This window comes from Sulfitobacter pontiacus, from assembly GCF_040790665.1.
In the GTDB taxonomy this organism is placed as follows: Bacteria; Pseudomonadota; Alphaproteobacteria; order Rhodobacterales; family Rhodobacteraceae; genus Sulfitobacter; species Sulfitobacter pontiacus.
Genome location: NZ_CP160849.1, coordinates 426,456 through 445,709, shown reverse-complemented (window position 1 = coordinate 445,709; position 19,254 = coordinate 426,456). Strand labels below are relative to the sequence as shown.

18 protein-coding genes and 1 tRNA gene are annotated in these 19,254 nt (G+C 57.3%); 12 read left to right on the top strand and 7 right to left on the bottom strand.

Going from position 1 to position 19,254, the window contains the following annotated elements; translation table 11 throughout:
- Positions 1 to 12 precede the first annotated feature (12 nt).
- Entirely contained in the window at positions 13 to 777 is a 765-nt protein-coding gene (locus tag AB1495_RS02110) for an EcsC family protein (RefSeq protein ID WP_005849379.1), read from the top strand.
- Here AB1495_RS02110 and modC read toward each other — a convergent pair.
- From modC to modA, 3 genes are read right to left on the bottom strand one after another with little or no spacing between them, the layout of a single operon-like run.
- On the bottom strand, positions 774 to 1,862 hold the full coding sequence (gene modC, locus AB1495_RS02105; protein ID WP_074634646.1) for a molybdenum ABC transporter ATP-binding protein: 1,089 nt from the start codon (positions 1,860 to 1,862) through the stop codon (positions 774 to 776). The genes AB1495_RS02110 and modC overlap by 4 nt on opposite strands.
- Positions 1,859 to 2,548, bottom strand: a complete 690-nt coding sequence (modB, locus tag AB1495_RS02100) for a molybdate ABC transporter permease subunit (protein ID WP_074634645.1) — start codon at positions 2,546 to 2,548, stop codon at positions 1,859 to 1,861. Before modB ends, modC begins: the two co-directional genes overlap by 4 nt.
- Positions 2,545 to 3,273: a molybdate ABC transporter substrate-binding protein gene (modA, locus tag AB1495_RS02095; protein ID WP_074634796.1), complete on the bottom strand. Its 729-nt coding sequence runs from the start codon at positions 3,271 to 3,273 to the stop codon at positions 2,545 to 2,547. Before modA ends, modB begins: the two co-directional genes overlap by 4 nt.
- A gap of 108 nt (positions 3,274 to 3,381) precedes the next feature.
- Between modA and AB1495_RS02090 the strand changes: the two genes are divergently transcribed.
- The 11 genes from AB1495_RS02090 (at position 3,382) to AB1495_RS02040 (ending at position 15,146) form a co-directional block, all read left to right on the top strand.
- The gene (locus AB1495_RS02090) at positions 3,382 to 3,840 is read left to right on the top strand and encodes an NUDIX hydrolase (RefSeq protein WP_243250566.1); all 459 of its coding nucleotides are present in this window, start codon (positions 3,382 to 3,384) and stop codon (positions 3,838 to 3,840) included.
- 72 nt (positions 3,841 to 3,912) lie between these two features.
- Positions 3,913 to 4,371, top strand: coding sequence for a DUF1178 family protein (locus AB1495_RS02085; RefSeq protein WP_237279682.1), 459 nt, complete (start codon positions 3,913 to 3,915; stop codon positions 4,369 to 4,371).
- 162 nt (positions 4,372 to 4,533) lie between these two features.
- Entirely contained in the window at positions 4,534 to 5,772 is a 1,239-nt protein-coding gene (locus tag AB1495_RS02080) for an aspartate kinase (RefSeq protein ID WP_074634643.1), read from the top strand.
- Positions 5,773 to 5,933: 161 nt separating this feature from the next.
- Positions 5,934 to 8,195 carry a phosphoenolpyruvate--protein phosphotransferase gene (gene ptsP / locus AB1495_RS02075; protein WP_005849365.1) on the top strand — a complete coding sequence of 754 codons (2,262 nt, stop codon included), beginning with the start codon at positions 5,934 to 5,936 and terminating at the stop codon, positions 8,193 to 8,195.
- Between the two features lie 257 nt (positions 8,196 to 8,452).
- Entirely contained in the window at positions 8,453 to 9,613 is a 1,161-nt protein-coding gene (locus tag AB1495_RS02070) for an iron-containing alcohol dehydrogenase (RefSeq protein WP_074634642.1), read from the top strand.
- The gene (locus AB1495_RS02065) at positions 9,613 to 10,056 is read left to right on the top strand and encodes a thioesterase family protein (protein WP_009825098.1); all 444 of its coding nucleotides are present in this window, start codon (positions 9,613 to 9,615) and stop codon (positions 10,054 to 10,056) included. Before AB1495_RS02070 ends, AB1495_RS02065 begins: the two co-directional genes overlap by 1 nt.
- A gap of 157 nt (positions 10,057 to 10,213) precedes the next feature.
- A complete protein-coding gene (proB, locus tag AB1495_RS02060) occupies positions 10,214 to 11,374 on the top strand; it encodes a glutamate 5-kinase (RefSeq protein WP_005849359.1) in 1,161 nt (386 codons plus the stop codon).
- 137 nt (positions 11,375 to 11,511) lie between these two features.
- A tRNA-Cys gene (locus tag AB1495_RS02055) sits at positions 11,512 to 11,585 on the top strand.
- A gap of 540 nt (positions 11,586 to 12,125) precedes the next feature.
- Positions 12,126 to 12,725, top strand: coding sequence for an ABC-three component system protein (locus AB1495_RS02050; RefSeq protein WP_367581968.1), 600 nt, complete (start codon positions 12,126 to 12,128; stop codon positions 12,723 to 12,725).
- Positions 12,722 to 13,243 (top strand): ABC-three component system middle component 5, encoded by a 522-nt coding sequence (locus AB1495_RS02045; RefSeq protein WP_074634639.1) that lies wholly within the window; start codon positions 12,722 to 12,724, stop codon positions 13,241 to 13,243. The genes AB1495_RS02050 and AB1495_RS02045 overlap by 4 nt, the downstream gene beginning before the upstream one ends.
- A complete protein-coding gene (locus AB1495_RS02040; RefSeq protein ID WP_074634638.1) occupies positions 13,230 to 15,146 on the top strand; it encodes an ATP-binding protein in 1,917 nt (638 codons plus the stop codon). Before AB1495_RS02045 ends, AB1495_RS02040 begins: the two co-directional genes overlap by 14 nt.
- Before the next feature lie 142 nt (positions 15,147 to 15,288).
- On the opposite strand, the gene AB1495_RS02035 is transcribed toward AB1495_RS02040, so the two are convergent.
- The 4 genes from AB1495_RS02035 to AB1495_RS02020 all read right to left on the bottom strand — a co-directional run bounded on the left by AB1495_RS02035 (position 15,289) and on the right by AB1495_RS02020 (position 18,735).
- Positions 15,289 to 16,203: a protein NO VEIN domain-containing protein gene (locus AB1495_RS02035; RefSeq protein ID WP_074634637.1), complete on the bottom strand. Its 915-nt coding sequence runs from the start codon at positions 16,201 to 16,203 to the stop codon at positions 15,289 to 15,291.
- Between the two features lie 669 nt (positions 16,204 to 16,872).
- Positions 16,873 to 17,388, bottom strand: a complete 516-nt coding sequence (locus AB1495_RS02030) for a hypothetical protein (protein ID WP_074634636.1) — start codon at positions 17,386 to 17,388, stop codon at positions 16,873 to 16,875.
- 100 nt (positions 17,389 to 17,488) lie between these two features.
- A complete protein-coding gene (locus tag AB1495_RS02025) occupies positions 17,489 to 18,538 on the bottom strand; it encodes a tyrosine-type recombinase/integrase (RefSeq protein WP_083350857.1) in 1,050 nt (349 codons plus the stop codon).
- The gene (locus AB1495_RS02020) at positions 18,535 to 18,735 is read right to left on the bottom strand and encodes a hypothetical protein (protein ID WP_074634635.1); all 201 of its coding nucleotides are present in this window, start codon (positions 18,733 to 18,735) and stop codon (positions 18,535 to 18,537) included. Before AB1495_RS02020 ends, AB1495_RS02025 begins: the two co-directional genes overlap by 4 nt.
- Positions 18,736 to 19,254 lie beyond the last annotated feature (519 nt).

Genomic DNA, 19,254 nt, shown 5'->3' with positions numbered 1-19,254 from the left:
AGGCCCCACCCCATGCAGATTGAAAGCAACCTACCCAGCACCATTGACGTAGAGGCACGGCTGGACCAGATCGCCAAGCGCTACAAAAGCGCGGGCGGCGTGGGTATCAATGTGTTGAACGTCATCGGCGGCAGCGCCGAGGGGTTGATCGACAAGCTTCCCTCGCCCGTGCGCCGCAATCTTGAAAGCGCCACCGTCAAGGCATTGGGCCAGGCGATGAAGGCAGCGACGTCGACGCGGTCGATGGTGCCGGACCAGAAAAGCTGGCTGAATCAGGCGGTCAGCGCGGCAATGGGGGCGGCGGGCGGCGCAGGTGGCTTGCCCACGGCACTGGCAGAGCTGCCGGTGACGACGACCTTGTTGCTCCGCGTTATTCAGGGGGTGGCGGTGGAACACGGTTTTGATGCCCATGCCGAGAATGTGCAGTTCGATTGCGTGCAGGTGTTCAGCGCCGCGGGGCCCTTGTCAGAGGATGACGGGGCCGATCTGGCGTTCCTATCGGCGCGGGTCGCGCTAAGCGGGCGCGCCATGCAGGCGGTGATTGCCAAAGTGGCCCCGCGTCTGGCGCTGGTCTTGGGGCAGAAGCTGGCCGCGCAGGCGGTGCCGGTGCTGGGGGCGGTGGCCGGTGCGGCCACCAACTATGCCTATACCAGCTATTACGAAGATATGGCCCATGTGCATTTCGGGCTGCGCAAGCTGGCGATTGATGCGGATGTCCCCCACGAAGAACTGGTCGAGCGGCTGCGCGCCAAGGTCGGGCTGCGCAAGATCGCCTAGCGCCCGATACTGCCCGGCGCGACCGTGGTGGCCTTGAGGATCGCATAGCAGGTCATGCCCGGTGTCAGGCCAAGCTCGGCGACAGCGCGGGCCGTCACACGGCTGAGCAACCGGTCACGCCCCGCACGCAGGGCAATGGCCGCGCCCGGACCGTCGCCCGGGTGAACCGCCTCGACCGTGACGGGCAGCACGTTGACCGAGCTTAGCCCCTCGGGGCGGGTCAGGGACAGGATCACGTCTTGGGCCAGCACCCGCAGACGCACGCGGGCACCGGCATCGGCATGCACGCCGGGCAGCTCAAGCTCTCCGGCGCTGATCCGCAGGGTCGTGATCCCGTCATTGCCATGCTCAAGGACATCCGCCTCGATCACGGCACCCGCCTCGCGGACACCAAGCAGGGGCACGGCGGCGGGATCGGCCATGACATCGAACAGCGGACCCTGCGCCTGAACCTTTCCGTTCTGGATCAGCACCAGCGTATCGGCCAGCCGCGCGATCTCGTCCACCGCGTGGCTGACATACAGGATCGGCAGCCCGAGCGGCCCGTCGCGCAATCGTTCGAGAAAGGGCAAAATCTCTTGCTTGCGGGGCCCGTCCAGACTGGCGAGCGGTTCATCCATCAGCAACATGCGCGGGTGGCTCAGCAAGGCACGGCCCAAGGCAACGCGCTGCTTTTGACCGCCTGATAGCGTGGCAGGCGCACGGTCGAGCAATGTCTCTAGCCCAAGCAGTGCCACCACGTCGCGTTGAGACGGGCCGCTGCTGCCCCGCGGCGCATAGCGGGCACCGAACATCAGGTTTTGCGCCACGCTGAGATGCGGGAACAGTCGCGCATCCTGAAACACGGTGCCAAGGCGGCGCTTGTGCGGGGGGACATAGATGCCGCCTTCGGTGTCCAGCAGCACCTCGTCCTCGATCACGACGCGCCCGCGGTCGGGGTGGAGCAAGCCGCCAACAGCGTTGATTACGGTAGATTTTCCGGCCCCCGACCGGCCAAACAGCGCGGTGATGCCCGGCCCGGCCTCAAGCGCGAGGTCCAGCGCGAAGCTGTCAAAGCGGTGCGACAGGGACAGGGAAAGCGTCATGTGCCCGCGATCCTTTTGGCAACGCGGCGGGCGAGCAGCTCGGACAGAAGCACGGCGCTGACCGCGATGGCCGAAGACATAAGCACCATCGCCACCGCCTGACCCTCGCCACCGGGTATCTGCAAGGCGGCCCAGATGGCGCTTGGCAGGGTTTGCGTCTGGCCGGGGATATTGGCGACAAACGTGATCGTGGCACCAAATTCGCCCATGGCTTTGGCAAAGCCCATCACGGTCCCCGCCAGCACACCGGGCAAAATGAGGGGTAGGGTGACACGGGCGAAAACCGCCGCGCGGGGGGCACCGAGCGTGGCGGCGGCGTCTTCAAGCTTGGGATCCACCGCCTCTATCGCGAGGCGCATGGCGCGGACCATCAAGGGGAACCCCATGATGATCGCCGCCAGCACCGCGCCGGACCAGTGGAACGCCAGTTGCAACCCGATGGCGTCCAATGCGCGGCCCAAGGGCGCGTTCCGCCCGAATGCCATCAGCAGCAGATATCCCGTGACCACGGGCGGCAAAACCAGCGGCAGATGCACGGCGGCATTCAGCAGCGCCTTGCCCCAGAAATCCCGCCGCGCCAGCAGCCACGCCACCCAAAGCGCCAGCGGGATCGCCAGTAGCGTCGCCCAAACTGCAACCCAAAGCGACAGACGCAGCGCGTCCCAGGCGGCGGCGTCTGCGGTCATTCGGGCAGCGGCTTGAAACCGTGGCGGGCAAAGACCGCGCGGGCGTCGTGGGACTGCAGATGCGCCATGAAGGCCGCGCCGCTGTCAGTAAGCGCGGCGGCGGGGTAGGTGATCGGGCTGTGTGTCCCCTGCGGGATATCGTAAAGGATGCGGACCTGTGGTTCGGCCAAAGCATCGGTGCGGTAAACCACGCCCAAAGGCGTCTCTGCCCGCGCGACCAAAGCCAGTGCGCTGCGCACGTTATCCGTCTCTGCCAGATGCGGGGCGATCGCTTCCCATTGTCCGGTCGCCTCAAGCCATTCGCGCGCATAGATACCGGCGGGCACGGCGTCCCGTTGACCCATCGCTAACCGCGCATCGCCAAGGGCACCCGCCAGATCGGTGGGGTCCGGCGCGATATCGCTGTCTGCGGGGGCGATCACCACAAGCGAATTACCCAGCAAATCAACCACTGCGTCAGCCTTGACCGCGCCGCGATCCCGCAGCCATGTCATCCAGACCGGTGCCGCCAACAAGACCACATCGGCAGGGGCACCCGCATCGATCTGCCGTGCCATCGTGCCGGACCCGCCAAAGGACAGCGCCACATCGCCGTCATAGCCGCGCGCGACCTCGTCCAGGGCACCGCGCAGGCTGGCGGCCGCAAAGACCGTCACCGAAGGCTGCTCTGCCTGCGCGAGGGTGGGCAGCAGCGCTGCAAAAATGAGCGGCAAAAAACGTTTCATTCCCACAGTATCCGCCATGCCGTAGGGGCGTGCAAGGGCGACTGGTCTTGTCATCACGGCACGGGTAGGCTTTTGTTGCCGTACCACCCCGGAGACAGAATGCCCCGCATGAAACAGCTGCCCATATCACTGCAAGGTGCCCGCAAGGGAGAGGTGCGAACACAGTTCGCCGCGCTGTGTTACCGTGTGCGCCAAGGCAAGGTGCAGGTGCTGTTGATCACGTCTCGGGGGGCGAAACGCTGGATTGTGCCGAAAGGCTGGCCGATGGATGCCAAAACCCCCGGTGCCGCCGCCGCGCGCGAGGCATGGGAAGAAGCGGGCGTGCGCGGGCGGGTCACGGGCGGCTGCCTTGGCGTCTATTCCTACACAAAGGAAATGGACGGTGGAGAGATGTTGCCGGTGGTGGCCATGCTCTATCCCGTAGAGGTCAAGATCACCGCCGATAAATACCCCGAAGCCGGCCAGCGGCGGCGCAAGTGGATGTCGCGCAAGAAGGCCGCCAAAATGGTGTCAGAACCCGAGCTGGCGCGCATGATCCGGGACTTCGATCCGCGCGGGCGGAGTTGAGCCGCTTGACGGGACCGGCTTGCGCCCCCATTTTTAACATATCTTAACGACGAGAGGATGCCTGCGGGCGCGATGATCAAGTTTTCGCTGAAATGTGATCAAGACCACCAGTTTGAAAGCTGGTTCAAATCTGCCGCCGCCTTTGATGCGCTGGCGCAGGCGGGGCATCTGACCTGTGCGCTGTGTGGGTCGACCAAGGTGACCAAGGGCATGATGGCCCCCCGTGTCACAACCGGTGAGCGCCGCGAGAACCGCGGTGAGGGTGGTCAAAAGCCGGACGCCGCAGTACCGGTGCTATCGAAGCCTCAAAGCGCGTTGGAAGAGGCGCTGAAGGCGCTGCGCAAAGAGGTCGAAACCTCCTCGGAATATGTGGGCGATGATTTCGTGCGTGAAGCCCGTGCCATCCACATCGGGGATGCGCCCGACCGGTCAATCTATGGCGAGGCGCGTCTGGACGAAGCCGTCGCCCTGATCGAAGAGGGTATCCCGCTGACGCCGCTGCCGTTTCGGGCCAAACGCACCACGTCATAGACGGGGGGGGCGCAGGCGACCTTGGGCGGGCGGATACCCCGCCCTGCTACCTTGCAACTTGCGGTTCACACATAATTTCCCTGCGTTACGACAGCGGCCTGCGGGCTTGCTAAGGGCGGCGCTTGCGCGTACACCGCGCCGGAGTTTTGCAACGGGGGACATATGCCTGTTCTGGTGATGAAGTTTGGTGGCACGTCGGTGGCCACCTTGGACCGTATCCGCCGCGCGGCCAAACGCGTGGGCGTCGAAGTGGCCAAGGGCTATGACGTGATCGTCATCGTTTCCGCCATGTCGGGAAAGACGAACGAGCTGGTCGGCTGGGTGAACGAAACCTCTCCGCTATATGACGCGCGCGAATATGACGCTGTCGTCTCCTCGGGCGAGAATGTCACCGCGGGCCTGATGGCGCTGACCTTGCAGGAAATGGACGTACCGGCGCGCAGTTGGCAAGGCTGGCAAGTGCCGGTCAAGACGACCTCCGCGCATTCCTCGGCCCGGATCGAGGAAATTCCGCCTGCAAACATCATGGCGAAATTCGACGAAGGCATGCGCGTCGCGGTTGTCGCGGGCTTTCAGGGCGTTTCCCCCGAGGGCCGGATCACCACGCTGGGGCGTGGCGGGTCGGACACCACCGCCGTTGCGTTTGCCGCTGCCTTTGATGCAGAGCGTTGCGATATCTACACCGATGTGGACGGGGTCTATACCACCGACCCGCGGGTGAGCGCCAAGGCGCGCAAGCTCGACAAGATCGCCTTTGAAGAAATGCTGGAACTGGCGTCGCTGGGGGCCAAGGTGCTGCAAACCCGGTCGGTCGAACTGGCCATGCGGTACAAGGTCAAGCTGCGCGTGCTGAGCAGTTTTGAGGAACAATCAGACGAGGCTGGAACGCTGGTCTGCGCCGAGGAGGAAATTATGGAAAGCAATGTAGTATCCGGTATCGCGTTTTCGCGTGACGAAGCAAAGATGACGCTGGTTTCGGTCGCGGATCGCCCCGGCATTGCCGCCGCGATCTTCACCGCACTCAGCGATGGTGGCGTGAACGTCGATATGATCGTTCAGAACATCTCGGAAGAGGGGCGCACCGATATGACGTGGTCCTGCCCCGTCGATCAGATCAAACGCGCGGAAGTCGCGATTGATGCCGCGAAAAAATCGGGCGAGCTGAATTTCGACGATCTGATCGCGGATACCGATGTGGCGAAAGTGTCGGTCGTGGGGATCGGCATGCGCAGCCACACCGGCGTTGCGGCGAAGATGTTTCAGGTGTTGTCGAACGAGGGTGTGAACATCAAGGTCATCACCACCTCCGAGATCAAAATCTCTGTTCTGATCGACCGCAAATACATGGAGCTGGCCGTTCAGGCGCTGCATGACGCGTTCGAGCTGGACAAACCCGCCTAATTCCCGGGCACCCCACCTGCGAAGATCACAGCGTTTTCCCGCAACAGGGGAAAACGCATCTTCCGGCCTCGGGGAGCAGATGATAGATGTCAATGATATCAGGCGTTTCAATTTTGGGACGCCTGTGATCTAAGCTGGCATCGCCGGGGGGAAATGATCACATGGCTGATGGGATAGAGACAGAAAGCCGCAAGCTGTTGGGTCGCCTACGCGATGCCATGGCCAGTGATGATGCAGGGCAGGCGCGGCTGGACAAGATCACGCATCTGATCGCGTCCTCTATGGGTTGCGAGGTCTGTTCTATCTACCTGTTCCGCGATGAAGACACGCTGGAACTTTGCGCGACCGAAGGGCTGAAGGCCGATGCGGTCCACGAGACGCGCATGAAGATGGGCGAGGGGCTGGTCGGGCGCGTCGCCAAACGCAAGCGCATTATCAACACGCCAAATGCCCCGCAGGCCCCCGGTTTCCGCTTTATGCCGGAAACGGGCGAAGAGCTGTATTCAAGCTTTCTGGGCATACCGGTGCAGCGCTTAGGCGAGATGCTGGGCGTTCTGGTCGTACAATCCAAAGCTGCGCGGGAATTCTCGGCTGACGAGGTCTATGCGCTGGAAGTGGTCGCCATGGTGCTGGCCGAAATGACCGAGCTAGGGGCCTTTGTCGGCGAGGGTGCCGCGATGTCGGCGCGGCACAGTCAGGCGGTTCTGATCCGCGGCACCGTGGCGCAAGAGGGCGTTGCCGAAGGCCACGTCTGGCTGCACGAGCCGCGCGTCGTCGTGTCAAAGCTTGTGGCCGACGATCCTGCCAGCGAAACCGCGCGTCTGAACGAGGCGGTCGATGATTTGCGCGTCAGCGTGGATCAGATGATGGCGATGGCGGGGGGAGACAAGGACCAGCAACAGGTGCTTGAAGCCTATCGGATGTTCGCCAACTCCAAAGGCTGGTTGCGCCGGATGGAGGAAGACATCGGCCGTGGCCTGTCTGCCGAAGCGGCTGTCGAGAAAGAGCAATCTCTGGCGCGCGCCCGTATGGGGCAGGCCGCCGACGCCTATCTGCGCGAACGTCTGTCCGATCTGGATGACCTCAGCAATCGCTTGCTGCGCATTCTGACAGGGCAGGGGTCGAACACGGGGGCCGAGATGCCCACCGACCCTATTCTGGTGGCGCGCAACATCGGACCGGCTGAGCTGTTGGAATACGGCCGCTCCCTGCGCGGTATCGTGCTGGAGGGCGGGTCGGTTGGCAGCCATGCCGCGATTGTCGCGCGGGCGCTGGCGATCCCGCTGATCGTCCACGCCAGCCGCGTGACCAATGATGCGCTGAACGGCGACCGGATCATGGTGGATGGCGAACAGGGCGTGGTGCATCTGCGCCCCGAGGAAACCGTTGCTTCTGCCTTCCGCGACAAAATCGCGATGCAGGCCGAGGCGCAGGAACGCTATGCGTCGATCCGCGACAAACCGGCGATCACCAAATGCGGCACGCGGGTCGGGCTGCATATGAATGCGGGTCTCATGGCGGATCTTCCCTCGCTTGACGGGTCAGGGGCCGAAGGGGTGGGGCTGTTCCGCACGGAGCTTCAATTCCTTGTGCGCAGCCAGATGCCGAAACGGTCGGAGCTGTCCGCGCTGTATAGCCGTGTGTTGGATGCCGCGTCGGGTAAACGTGTGGTGTTCCGGACGTTGGATATCGGGTCGGACAAGGTGCTGCCCTATATGAAGCCCAACGACGAACCGAACCCCGCTTTGGGCTGGCGTGCGATCCGTGTCGGGCTGGACAAGCCGGGCATGATGCGGATGCAGTTGCAGGCGTTGATCCGTGCGGCGAACGGGCGCCCCCTGTCGGTGATGTTCCCCTTTGTCGCGCAGTTCGAAGAATACCGCGCCGCCCGTGCCGAGATGGATAAGACGCTCGCCCGCGAGGCGCGCTTGGGCCATGTGCTGCCGTCGCAAATCGAAGTTGGCGCGATGCTCGAGACCCCATCGCTGGCCTTTGCCCCGACGAAGTTCTTCGAAGAGGTCGAATTCCTGTCGATCGGGGGCAACGATCTTAAGCAGTTCTTCTTTGCCGCCGACCGCGAGAACGAGCTGGTGCGCCGCCGCTATGACACGTTGAACGTCAGCTTCCTGACCTTCCTAGAGAACATCGTAGACCGTTGCCGCGAAACCGGTACGCCACTGTCATTCTGTGGCGAGGATGCGGGCCGCCCCATAGAGGCGCTGTGCTTTGCTGCCATCGGGATCACAACGCTGTCCATGCGTCCCGCGTCCATCGGGCCGGTCAAAAGCATGTTGCACCGCTCTGATCTGGGGGAAATCCGCGAGGTGATCCATGCCGCACGTGATCGCGGGGATCAATCGGTACGTCCCGCGGTGATGGAGTATCTGCGCAGCCAGACCAACGAAGTCCGCCGCTTGCCCTGAAGGGCCTGACGGCTTGTCTGATGTGTCAAACGCGCCCGATTTATCCACGCAGACGCTGGATGCCGCGTCGAAAAACCCAATCGCGCAGGGTGGTTATGCACATTTGTTGCGTGGCGGGCCAGGCTCTTCCCGCAGTTTCGCAGAGCGAAAAAAGAAACCGAAATAACGGCTATGCGCGTGCGGGATAATTCCCTTTAATGCCCCCAAGTCGCAGCGCGGAGGAACGCTGCAGCCAGCTATGGGAGAGGCGCGGGCATATGAACCCTTTTGTATTCAACACCACAAAATCCGTCGTATTCGAAAACGGGGCCGCCGTGCGTATCGCCGCGCTGGCAGGCGGGTTGCTGGGCAAGACGTGCCTGTTGATCACCGACCCCGGTTTGCGCAAACTTGGCCTGTGCGACCCTTGCATCGATGCGCTTGAGAAAGCCGGTCATCAGGTCACCGTCTTTGATGATGTAGAGGCCGACCCCTCGCGCGAGACATTGATGCGCGCGGTAGAGGCAGGGCGCAGCGCGGGGGCGACCGGAGTCATCGGCTTTGGTGGCGGGTCATCGCAGGATGTGGCCAAGCTTGTGGCGCTTTTGCTTGGCTCTGACGAGGATCTGGATGCCGCTTGGGGTGTAGGGCAGGCCAAGGGGCCGCGCCTGCCGCTGGTGTTGGTTCCTACCACCGCTGGCACCGGGTCAGAGGTCACGCCCGTGTCGATCATCACCGTCGGGGCAGAGGAAAAGCGCGGCGTCTCCTCGCCCGTGATCCTGCCTGATATGGCCATTCTGGACGCCTCCCTGACCGTCGGTCTGCCCGCGTCGATCACCGCGGCCACAGGCGTTGACGCGATGGTGCACGCGATCGAATCCTATGCCTCGGTCAATGCCAACAACAACCCTGTGTCCAAGCTACTTGCCCGCGAGGCGCTGCGCCTGCTGGGGGCCAATATCGAAACCGTCGTCGCGGATGGCAGCAACCTGGAGGCCCGCGGCGCGATGTTGCTGGGGTCGATGCTGGCGGGGCAAGCCTTTGCCAATGCCCCCGTCGCGGCGGTACACGCGCTGGCCTATCCCATCGGTGGCACCTTCCATATCCCGCACGGGCTGTCCAACGCGCTGGTGCTGCCCCACGTGCTGCGTTTCAACGCGCCCCAAGCGGGCAGTGTCTATGCCGAGATCGCTGCCGATGCCTTCCCCGACCTGGCAGAAGTCGAAGGCGGTCAGGCCCGCACCGCCGCCTTCGTTGATGCGCTGACGGATCTATCCAAGCGGATTGGGCTGCCGCCGCGCTTGCGCGATGTCGATATCCCCCGGTCCGCGATCCCCAAGATGGCCGAAGACGCGATGGTGCAGGCCCGTCTGCTTGTGAACAACCCGCGCGAGGTGACACAGGCCGATGCTCAGGCAATCTACGAGGCGGCTTGGTAATGGCCGCCCGCGCACCTGCCGCCACCCGTGCCGATTTCGCGGACTTCTATCCTTTGCAGACGCGATGGAACGACAATGACACCTATGGGCATATGAACAACGTCGTGCACTATGCGCTGTTTGACACGGCCGTAAACGGCTGGCTGATCGAACGGGGGCTGCTGGACCCGCAGACCAGCCCCGCCTTCGGGCTCGTCGTGGAAACCGGTTGCCGCTATTTCGGAGAGATGGCCTTCCCCGACCGCGTGACAGCGGGGCTGCGGGTGGCGCAGCTTGGCAAAAGCTCCGTCCGGATGGAGTTGGGCCTGTTCCGGAACGACGAGGAAAACGCCTCTGCCGAAGGGTTCTTTGTGCATGTCTATGTAAACCGCGACGACCACCGCCCGACCGAGATTCCCGCCGCGACCCGTACCGCGCTAGAAGGGCTGAAAACCACGGCCTGAGCGTGGCGTAATCCCGCGCGCCCTAGCTTGGCGGTTGCAAATGCTTGGTGTCCACATGTTATACATCCCCGAATCACAGCGTTTTTCTGCGTTGCGGCATTCTGTGTCGCGCGGGATGACGCGTTGAAATTTAACAATAAACCGGAGAAGTCTCCCCGTGTCCAAGAAGAAACGTATCGTCGTTAAAATCGGATCCAGCCTGTTGGCCAATGAAGAAAAGCTGACATTGCGCTATGCTTTCATGAACGGTCTCATGGCGGATTTGGGGGACCTTCAGGACCAGGGATACGAGATCATCCTGACCTCGTCAGGCTCGGTCGCGCTTGGCCTGAACATGATCGGGAAACGCCCCGAAGAGGCCGGTATTCTGGACAAGCAAGCGGCGGCCGCCTGTGGTCAGCCCCTGCTGATGAACGCCTACCGTCAGGTTGCGAATGAATACAACTTTGACGTGGCGCAAATGCTGGTGACCGTCGAAGACATGGAAGAGCGTCGCCGCTTTCTGAACATCAAGAACACCATGCTGCGGCTGTTTGAAAACCAGATCCTGCCCATCATCAATGAGAACGATTCCATCGCCACACGCGACCTGAAAGTGGGCGACAATGACCGTCTTTCCGCCAAGGTGGCCCAGATGGTCGAGGCCGATCACCTGATCATCCTGACCAGCGTCGAAGGCCTGTATGACCGTGACCCCTCCGAACCCGGTGCCCAGTTCATCGAGGAAATCGAAGACGTGTCCGAACACCTCGAATCCACCAAAAGCATCAGCGAATTGGGCAGCGGCGGCATGCTGACCAAGATGCTGGCGGCCAATATGGCACAGAACGCCGGTGTCGAGACGATCATCGCCGACGGTATCATCGAACGCCCGATTTCCTCGGTGCTGAACAACGAACGCCGCCACACCCGTTGTCTGGCGTCGGCCAAGGCGGCGTCGCCGCTGATGATCTGGCTGAGCAACCGTTTGCAGGTTGCCGGAACGCTGGTCGTCACGGACGAGGCTGTCCGCGCGATCACCGCCAAGGAGCGCGGCTTGCAGCGTGATGATCTGGTGTCGATTCAGGGCGAATTCTCTAAAGGTGATGTGCTTCACGTCTATGACGAGCAGGGGAACGAGTTCGCCCGCGGGCTGACCAACTTCTCGTCCGAAGAGACGATCCTGATGGCGCGTAACCCCGAGATGGAGATCGAAGACGTCATCGGCTACAAAACCAAAAGCGCGGTTGTGGGGGCGGAAAACATCCTGATCCTCGAAGATCACCACCTGCAGCTCGACGCGCCCGAAGAAGACGACAAGCCCGTCATTTCCCTGTAATTGACCATTTCACGGCGGGAGATATTTTTCCCGCCGTTTTGCTTTAAACTGGGCTAGACATTTCCCCAGAAAATCGGGATAAGCGCCAAACGCATAGGGGCCAGTGGCCCATGTGCCAGCCGCGTCATCGCGGCCGAGGCGAGTTGGCGGAGTGGTTACGCAGCGGATTGCAAATCCGTGTACAGGAGTTCGATTCTCCTACTCGCCTCCATTTATTTTCAAAGACTTGGATGCTAGCGATTTAGTTCTAAAATGTGTCTGCCACACGCTTTGCCGCACATTCGCGATCTGTTCTTACCGAATACTACTGCCGAGACCGAGTGCGCGGTATGACCGGCAAGCGGGGCATTATCGGGTCAGATTCAAATCTGTTTTTATGCGCCCATACGGCCCTCAGTCTCCTCGAGGCGTAGTTCTAGGGGGGCGGACCTGTGCGCTGCGGTTAAGCCGGAAAAAGTGCTAGCTATGAGCTAGGGGCCGCTACTGCCTCAAGCCTCCACCATAATATCCAGTAAGCAACTGAGAGTTGCATTCTTCGTCCAGCTCGTACCTAATACGCTGAACAACTTTTATTTGGAATCAGCGATGTTTGGCAGTTTAGAGTTTTGGGATTTCTTATGCGGGGTCATTGCAGGCGGGCTGGGTGGAGCACTTGTGACCTTAAAAATCGTGAAGAAAACTCAAAATACGGGTGCAAGTGGAAATTCAGTAGATCAAACCAGGGCCAAGGCAGCTGGAGACATTGTCGGCCGTGACAAGCGTAGCTAGCCAAGTGAACAACGTCTATCAAAAGGGTGCACGCGCCGACGGCGATTTAATTGGTCGCGACAAGACTACAGTAATCAACCATATGGCTTTGCCAACAAAGGGTATGGTTGAGCGTCTATTGACAAAACTGCAACAGCAAGTGGAAGACAACGACGAAACGAGAGAGATAATCGACGAACTCGCGAGGTATCACCGCAAGAGGTCGGTAGATGGCGTTAGTGGGCTTCAGGCCAAACTGGAGGCAGCGGGGAAAAGTGCATCATACTTCGATGCGATTGAAAAAAAGGAAATGTTCGTTAAGCTTTTGGAACGCTGGTCTTTATACCATACTGCTCAACAAATATTTGTGCACATTTTGGCTAAAGCAGAATTAGAATTTAACAACGTAGTTTATCTAGAAATACCTCACAAGACAGAAGCTGAAATAAATGCGCTGGTTATTGATAGGATAATTAGCCCTATTGTTGAAGAATGTGGGTATGAAGTTATTGAGATGAGCCACAATGTGGTCCATGGTATGATATACTGGTTGGCCGAACAGTGTTTTATTAGATGGCATTATTCTGCGCAAAGTGTGACATGACACAGCTTACTTATAATGAAGCATTCGATCCTTATAATGCTATATTTAGGATTATTCGGCTCAACGATGCCTGTCTTTTCAGTGAAAAAACATCTTTCGATATGCTTAGAATCTTAGATTTTTATTTATTGTTTCCCTTTCGTATCCAGGGGATATCGCTTTATGCGGAGGATGTTTCTTGGCGTAGTATCAGCAGATCCTACGAATGGATGGTACCTTATGGGGGAATGCCTGATGATCGAGTTATTTTCGATCGGATGGAGCCATTCCAGAGAGCTGCAGTATCTAGCCTAGCTAAAGCAGGACACGTTTCAACCGAAGAGTGGGCGCTTGATGAAGTTTTGTTTTTGAAAGATTCCATGCCTGATACAATGACGACTAGGGTTAGGACGTCAAATCATCAGATGGCCGATATCATTGAAATTCTGTGCTCAATGAGGGAACGTTACCCTCTACTTGGAAAAAAAGGGCTCAAGGCCAGGTCCAAATTAATGGAATTTCGTTATGATCCGGTTTGATCCAAATATTTTCGTTAGTAGGCTGGTGGTTCGCCGTGACCTAAATGTTCTATATGACGAGGATTTTCACCGGGGTGTAAACGTTATCCGCGGTGCGAACTCCTCAGGCAAGTCCACTATTCTAAATTTTTTATTCTACGGGCTCGGAGGGGACCTGAACCGTTCCGACTGGAGTGAACATGCTTTGCAATGCACGCACGTTTGGCTTGAAGTTGAGTTTAATGGTAAACCGGCTGTCTTGAAGAGAGAGATCGATCAATCTTCAAGGTCAGGAATGGACATTTTCGGCGGACGGTACTCTGATGCGGTCAAAGCCCCAATTGAAAACTGGCTACGCTTTCCTTATAGTAGGGGTTCGAAGGAAAGCTTTTCCCAGGCCATTTTCAGATTGCTGGATATGCCGGATGTTGCGGTCGAGGGAACATCCAGCATCACTATGCATCAGGTTCTTAGGCTACTATACGCTGACCAAATGACACCTATCGAAAGCCTGTTTAGATTTGAAGGTTACGACCCAGAGAATCTTAGAGAAGCGGTTGGTAATCTACTGTGCGGTGCATTTGATGCTGAAATATATGAACTACAGCAGCTTTATCGGGAAAAGGATCGCCAATTCTCCGCTGCCAGTTCCGATCTGAAAAGCATTTTTAAAATTGTAGGTGGTGACGAAAGCCTAGGTCTTGATTGGGTTTTGCAGAAGCGCAAATCATTAGAAGATGAAAGGGCAGCATTACTCAATAGTATTGATGAAGCAGAATCTGCGATGTACGATAATGAAAGTACTGGCGCGATATCCCTTACCTCATCTCAGAAGCTCTACGCACAAGTTAGCACATTGCAGAATAAGTTAAATGTGGCGCGTTTGAGAGTTGATAGTGTCGAGCTTGATATCGCTGATTCGAATGAGTTTGTCCAATCTCTAGAACGAAGACTAGAAGCATTAAGGGATTCGGAAAGCGCCTCTGAAATAGTTGAGATCGTTAATTTTGCTGCTTGCCCGGCCTGCTACGCTGAAGTGCTTGAAGAAACTAGCGAGATCCACGCATGCCACCTTTGTAAGACGCCATTCGACCACGAACGTATTCGTGACCGTATCGTTGATCAAATGAATGATATCGCTGTTCAATTACGGCAATCGAAGCAGCTTCAGGATATCCGCCGTGATAGGTTGACTCGTGCGAGAACGGAATACGAAAGTTTATACGACGAATGGAAAAGAAAGGCTGCGGAACTTTCCGCACTGAATGTCCGGCCCACAAGTACATTGAAAGAAAAGGTGCGAACGCTTCACCGGCAACTCGGCTATATCGATAAAACTATCGAGGATACCGACAAACAACTGCAGTTGGCGAATAAGATTGGCGACTTATCCGCTACAAAGGCTCTGTTGGACGAGCAGATGCAGGACTTAGCTATTCGAATAGAAATTATGAAAAAGAGCCAAACTGAGCAACTTAGTTTAGCGAGGCGTAAGATTGAAATGGAAACTATTTCCCTTTTAAAAGGGGATTTGATACGTCAGGACTCTTTTGAAAATCCCAGACGCGTCGATTTTTCATTTGGGAAAAATAATATTTCGGTTGATGATCATACCTATTTTTCGGCTAGCTCTCGAGTGGTTCTTAAATCAAGTTTCCTGGTTGCATTTTTGTCTGCAGCGATCAAAGAGCCTTCCTTCCGTCATCCTCGGTTTCTTATGATTGATATCACTGAGGACAAGGGAATGGAGATGGAGAGAAGTCATAATTTTCAAGAGCAGGTTGCTAATCTATCAGATGCGGCGATCTCAGAACATCAGATTATTCTCGCGACTGCAATGCCTTCGCCCAAGCTCGATGAAAGTCTCTTCGTAGGGCGCTTTTCAACAAAAGTGAATGGTACTCTGAATTTTGTTTCCAAGTAAATCAAATGAAATTAGATATCACTGTTTAAGGCATTTGGTGATATCCGTCGAATTAATAATTCGTGGGGCATAGGAGGTTTGTTTTCCGTGGCTGGGCAGAAATCAGTTCTGAGGTGCTTCGAAATTTGATATGCAAGGATCTTTAAAATGTTACCTTGAATGCTGTTGGCTTAATACCCCACTGCTTTTCTTCTATATATTTAGCGGGGTCACTAATTAGCTGATAGCTGGGTGAGTTTGACATGCATTTAGCTATCAGTAGCAGCGAATAGTCACTCTTATAACGTTTTGCAGCGGCCAATTCATTGGCAGTAATCTCGATGTTTCGAAACGCCGCCGCTTGTGTCCCCTTTACCTCCACTCGGTGAAGCTCCCCATTGGCATCTAGATAGTCCAGATCCCAGCCAGGCGTTTCTCCGATAGCAGCGCGGTGAACGTGATGGGCTGAGCCCTCAATATTTTGCAGAATACGAAGAGCGAGTTCTTCCGCCCAGTCTCCTTCGGCTTTCGCATGACGTGAGCGGCGGGGTGACGAGTTTCCGCCACCAGCACCGCCTTTAGATGGTATCAGCAAGTTGCCGGCAGGTTTGGCGAAAACGTTTTCGGGCTGAGGGGAGGTGTTGCCTGATGCTGCATAGCCTTGTGCCAAGCCAGACGCCTCTAAGATGCTGTCAAATGTTTCGTCGTCAACTACGCGAACGCCGTCGCGGAATTGATTGCTGGGGCCCTGTTCCCTCAGTATTCCATCGACTTTGGCAGGAACGTCAGAAGGAAAACGCTCGTAATCCTCGATCTGACAAAACCAAGCTTTCTTGACGCCCGTTTGCCTTTCTGGATCTGGATCTTGTGTAATTAATCCTATTCGGCCGGTACCAAAGTAATGGGCATCGCCTCGCTTGCCGTTCAAGCGATTTACCCCTCGGTAGTAAACAAACCGCTCACCTTCTAAAACCTTGTTTCGGTATTTAGTCGGGTAGTGATATTGTACACCTTCGTCGTCTTGCCAGTTGTGAGCGTTGCTCACATTAACTTCGTTTTGGGTTAATATCAGCGGCATAGTGCGTCTACCTTTAAGTTTCCTTAGAGCGCAGGCCAGGGACACCCTCTAACCACATAAGCCTGCCACCTCGTAGCGCTCATTTGCGTGCGTTTCTTTCTTTGGCAAGCTAGGCATTCCGGATTTTAAAATTGCCATCCCTCATCCGTCACAGGCGCATCCGATGCCCTTGCGGCAAGTGTAGGACCGGCTGATGCAGCTGTCTCCGCAGGCCTTCCCTTTGCGACATACTTTGCAGCAAGCTGCTGAATATACGACTGCGCCGTCGCGAGCGTTCAGAATTTGGGACCAAAAGTCTACCGGTGCAGTGCTTTCCACGGTAGACTGAACGGATGTCGTCTTGGCTAAATTTGTTTCCGCGATTGATGTGCTGCTTAGGCCTGTGAGCATCACGGCCAAAACTAAGGTGCGAAAATTCATTATAGTAAGTCCTCTAATTCGCACACCCCTCACATCGGACACGCTTGTATACCCGGTTTGATAGATATGTTGAACAAGGGCTACAGGGTCTTCCGTCCGTTCACGCACGTCAAGGATTCTTCTTGAGGTGGAGAGTGCACAACTTTTGCGGTTCTAAAATTACGATCAGCTTGGCGTGTTGAAACCGACTGGGCGTTTTTCTGTTGTTTGCAACTCGATACAATGGACGCCGAGAAGTGCCGCCCAAATTTAGAATTTCCCTTTGGTTGAAAATTCTAGAGCCTGAACCGCGTAGTCCAGAGCGTCGGCGGTTGTCGAGCATACTATCCGCAGATCTTCCCATTTTTCGTGGGCCAACAAAAATTGATCATCAGTCATTTGCGATGAAATATTTGACAGAAAGTGATCCATCCCATCCAGGCTGATTAGCGCATTCACCACGATATCAATCTCATGCACCCCTAGAAGGCCGAGATCGGCTCTTAGATGTTCAGAAAGTAATCGACGTATTCGTCCGACTGATATGAAAGCCTCGGCCGGCTTTTCTTGCTCGAGATTTTTTCTGAGCGCCCTTTCATAGTTCCGAAGCTCCGCAGCCAAGATGCGTCGCAATGCCGTGCGTCTGGTCTCAACTTGACGTTGGTGCTCTCGTCTCGAGCTCAGGGAGCTCGCAATCAGCGTCAATATAACCCCAGCAAAACCGATAATTCCGACAATCGATGTCTGAAAGCGTTCGAGTAAGGTGAGGAATTCTGCAGTTGTCATCAGGTTTGAGCGCTTTCGTGTTCATGCCGAATGAACATGCTACTCCGGGCTGTGCGACGCAACTGAGTTCTGTTTGAGTACTCCGAATGATGAGTGCCGTCTAATTTCGCCCAGATGGCGAGTACTTCGCCTGGCGTGCAACGTTGGCCGCTCGCGCGCGAAGTTTCTGCCGTTCTGCACCGGCGTACAGCTGCACCATACGGTGTGTTTTGTGGCCGGTAATGGCCATGATCAAGTCATCATCTAAGCCGACACGGGCCAGCTCGGCCGTCGCCGTGTATCGCAAGGAGTGGATGTCATATGCTTCAGCACCGATTTGCCGGCGCAGCTTCATCATCCCATCGGCCGCGCCTCGGTATGACCAGGGGCCTGTCTGCGCCTGGTTCGTCATAATGAACACCGAGCTGCGCTGGGCGCTTCCTAGCGCCTGCAGGAGCATCTGTGGCGCTGGGATCCATAAATTGGCCTTGGTCTTGCCCTGGCGGACGCTGATCGCCTCTCCGTCGAAGTCTGACCACTTCATCTTGAGCACATCGCCGATGCGTTGGCCGGTGCCGAGCAGAAGTTCGAACAGCAGCCGGGTGCGGGGCTCTGCGTTCTCCCGGGCTGCGTCGATCATCTCGGCCGGCCACGGCATCCGCTCTTTCTTTTCGTACTTGACCTCGGACACGCCCTTCGCCCGGTTGCCACCGGTTGGCAGCAGCCCGAAATCGATCGCGCGCTCCATGACAATCTTCAGGACGCGCAGGCGATAGTTGGCTTTGTGCGGGCTTTTCTTGGCCCATGTATCCCGCCACTTGATGACGTGGTGGCGTTCGATCGCATTGGGCTGTAAGTGTCCGATCTTCTCTTGAAGAAAATCCAAGTGCTGCCGGTAGTCAGCCTTCGTTCGCGGCGCGAGGTTCGCAAAGTCGTCTGACCGCTCGTAGCGCTCGATCACGTGAGTGACTGTCTTACCCTCAGCCACCGGCATGGGGGCATTCAGCATGCGCTCACGTTCCTGGTGAAGGGCAAAGGGGACAGGGTCGCCCGCGGGGAACTGGGTCTGGAGCGGGATCTCCACGATTTTCGCGCCGTAGCGTTTTCGGAAGAACAGCTTACCGTCCCGCTTGCGCCTATGGATGTAGGAGGGGAGGTCGCGTCCCTTCATTCAGTCATGTCCACAAGGTCAGCTGGGTTCGACGTTTTGTCATGGCCTGCAATCTCTACCTCGATCCCACCGCCTGGCAAAATCGTTGCCTTGCCGATTTGGCGGCCGAGCTTCTGTTCCAACGTCGACACATAGAGAGCGACACGGGCAGGAGACAAGATGGTAGTGCCTGAAGTAGGTTTGACGTGTGCGTTCATCGTGCTGCACTCCGGTACTGGCCGGGTCGCAGTCGCAGAGGCTTCGCATTAACGTCGACTATCTCGATGCATCTTGTACCGTATTCGCGCGACATAACGTATCCGGTTTCCCTCTCGTGGGAGGGGGATCGGGTAAAGATTACCTCGTCACCTACTTCGGGGAAGTGAAACGGGAAGCGCGAGTTCACGGAGGCGCTCGTCTGCACATCGACATTCGGTGCCGCTTCAGCCGTTTGCTCAGAGTGGCCAGCGGGCTTGGGTTTCGATGTGTCCATTCTGATATGTCCGCTCTTCGAGTGATGGAGGATATCTCGCCAACTGAATGGCTTGGTTGCACCTAAGCTGCGCTGAGACCTTAGGTGCAACCAAGGTGCGGCATGGGCCACGCTAGTTGCAAGCCTGCCTATAAGTTTGGGAAAAACTGCGAATTTGTCAACTTTTTCGCACGTAAAGGCGGTGCCTTTGGGAAAAGAGCCAAGCCGGATTGAGTTGCGCAATCCGGATTGACCTAGTGCTTCG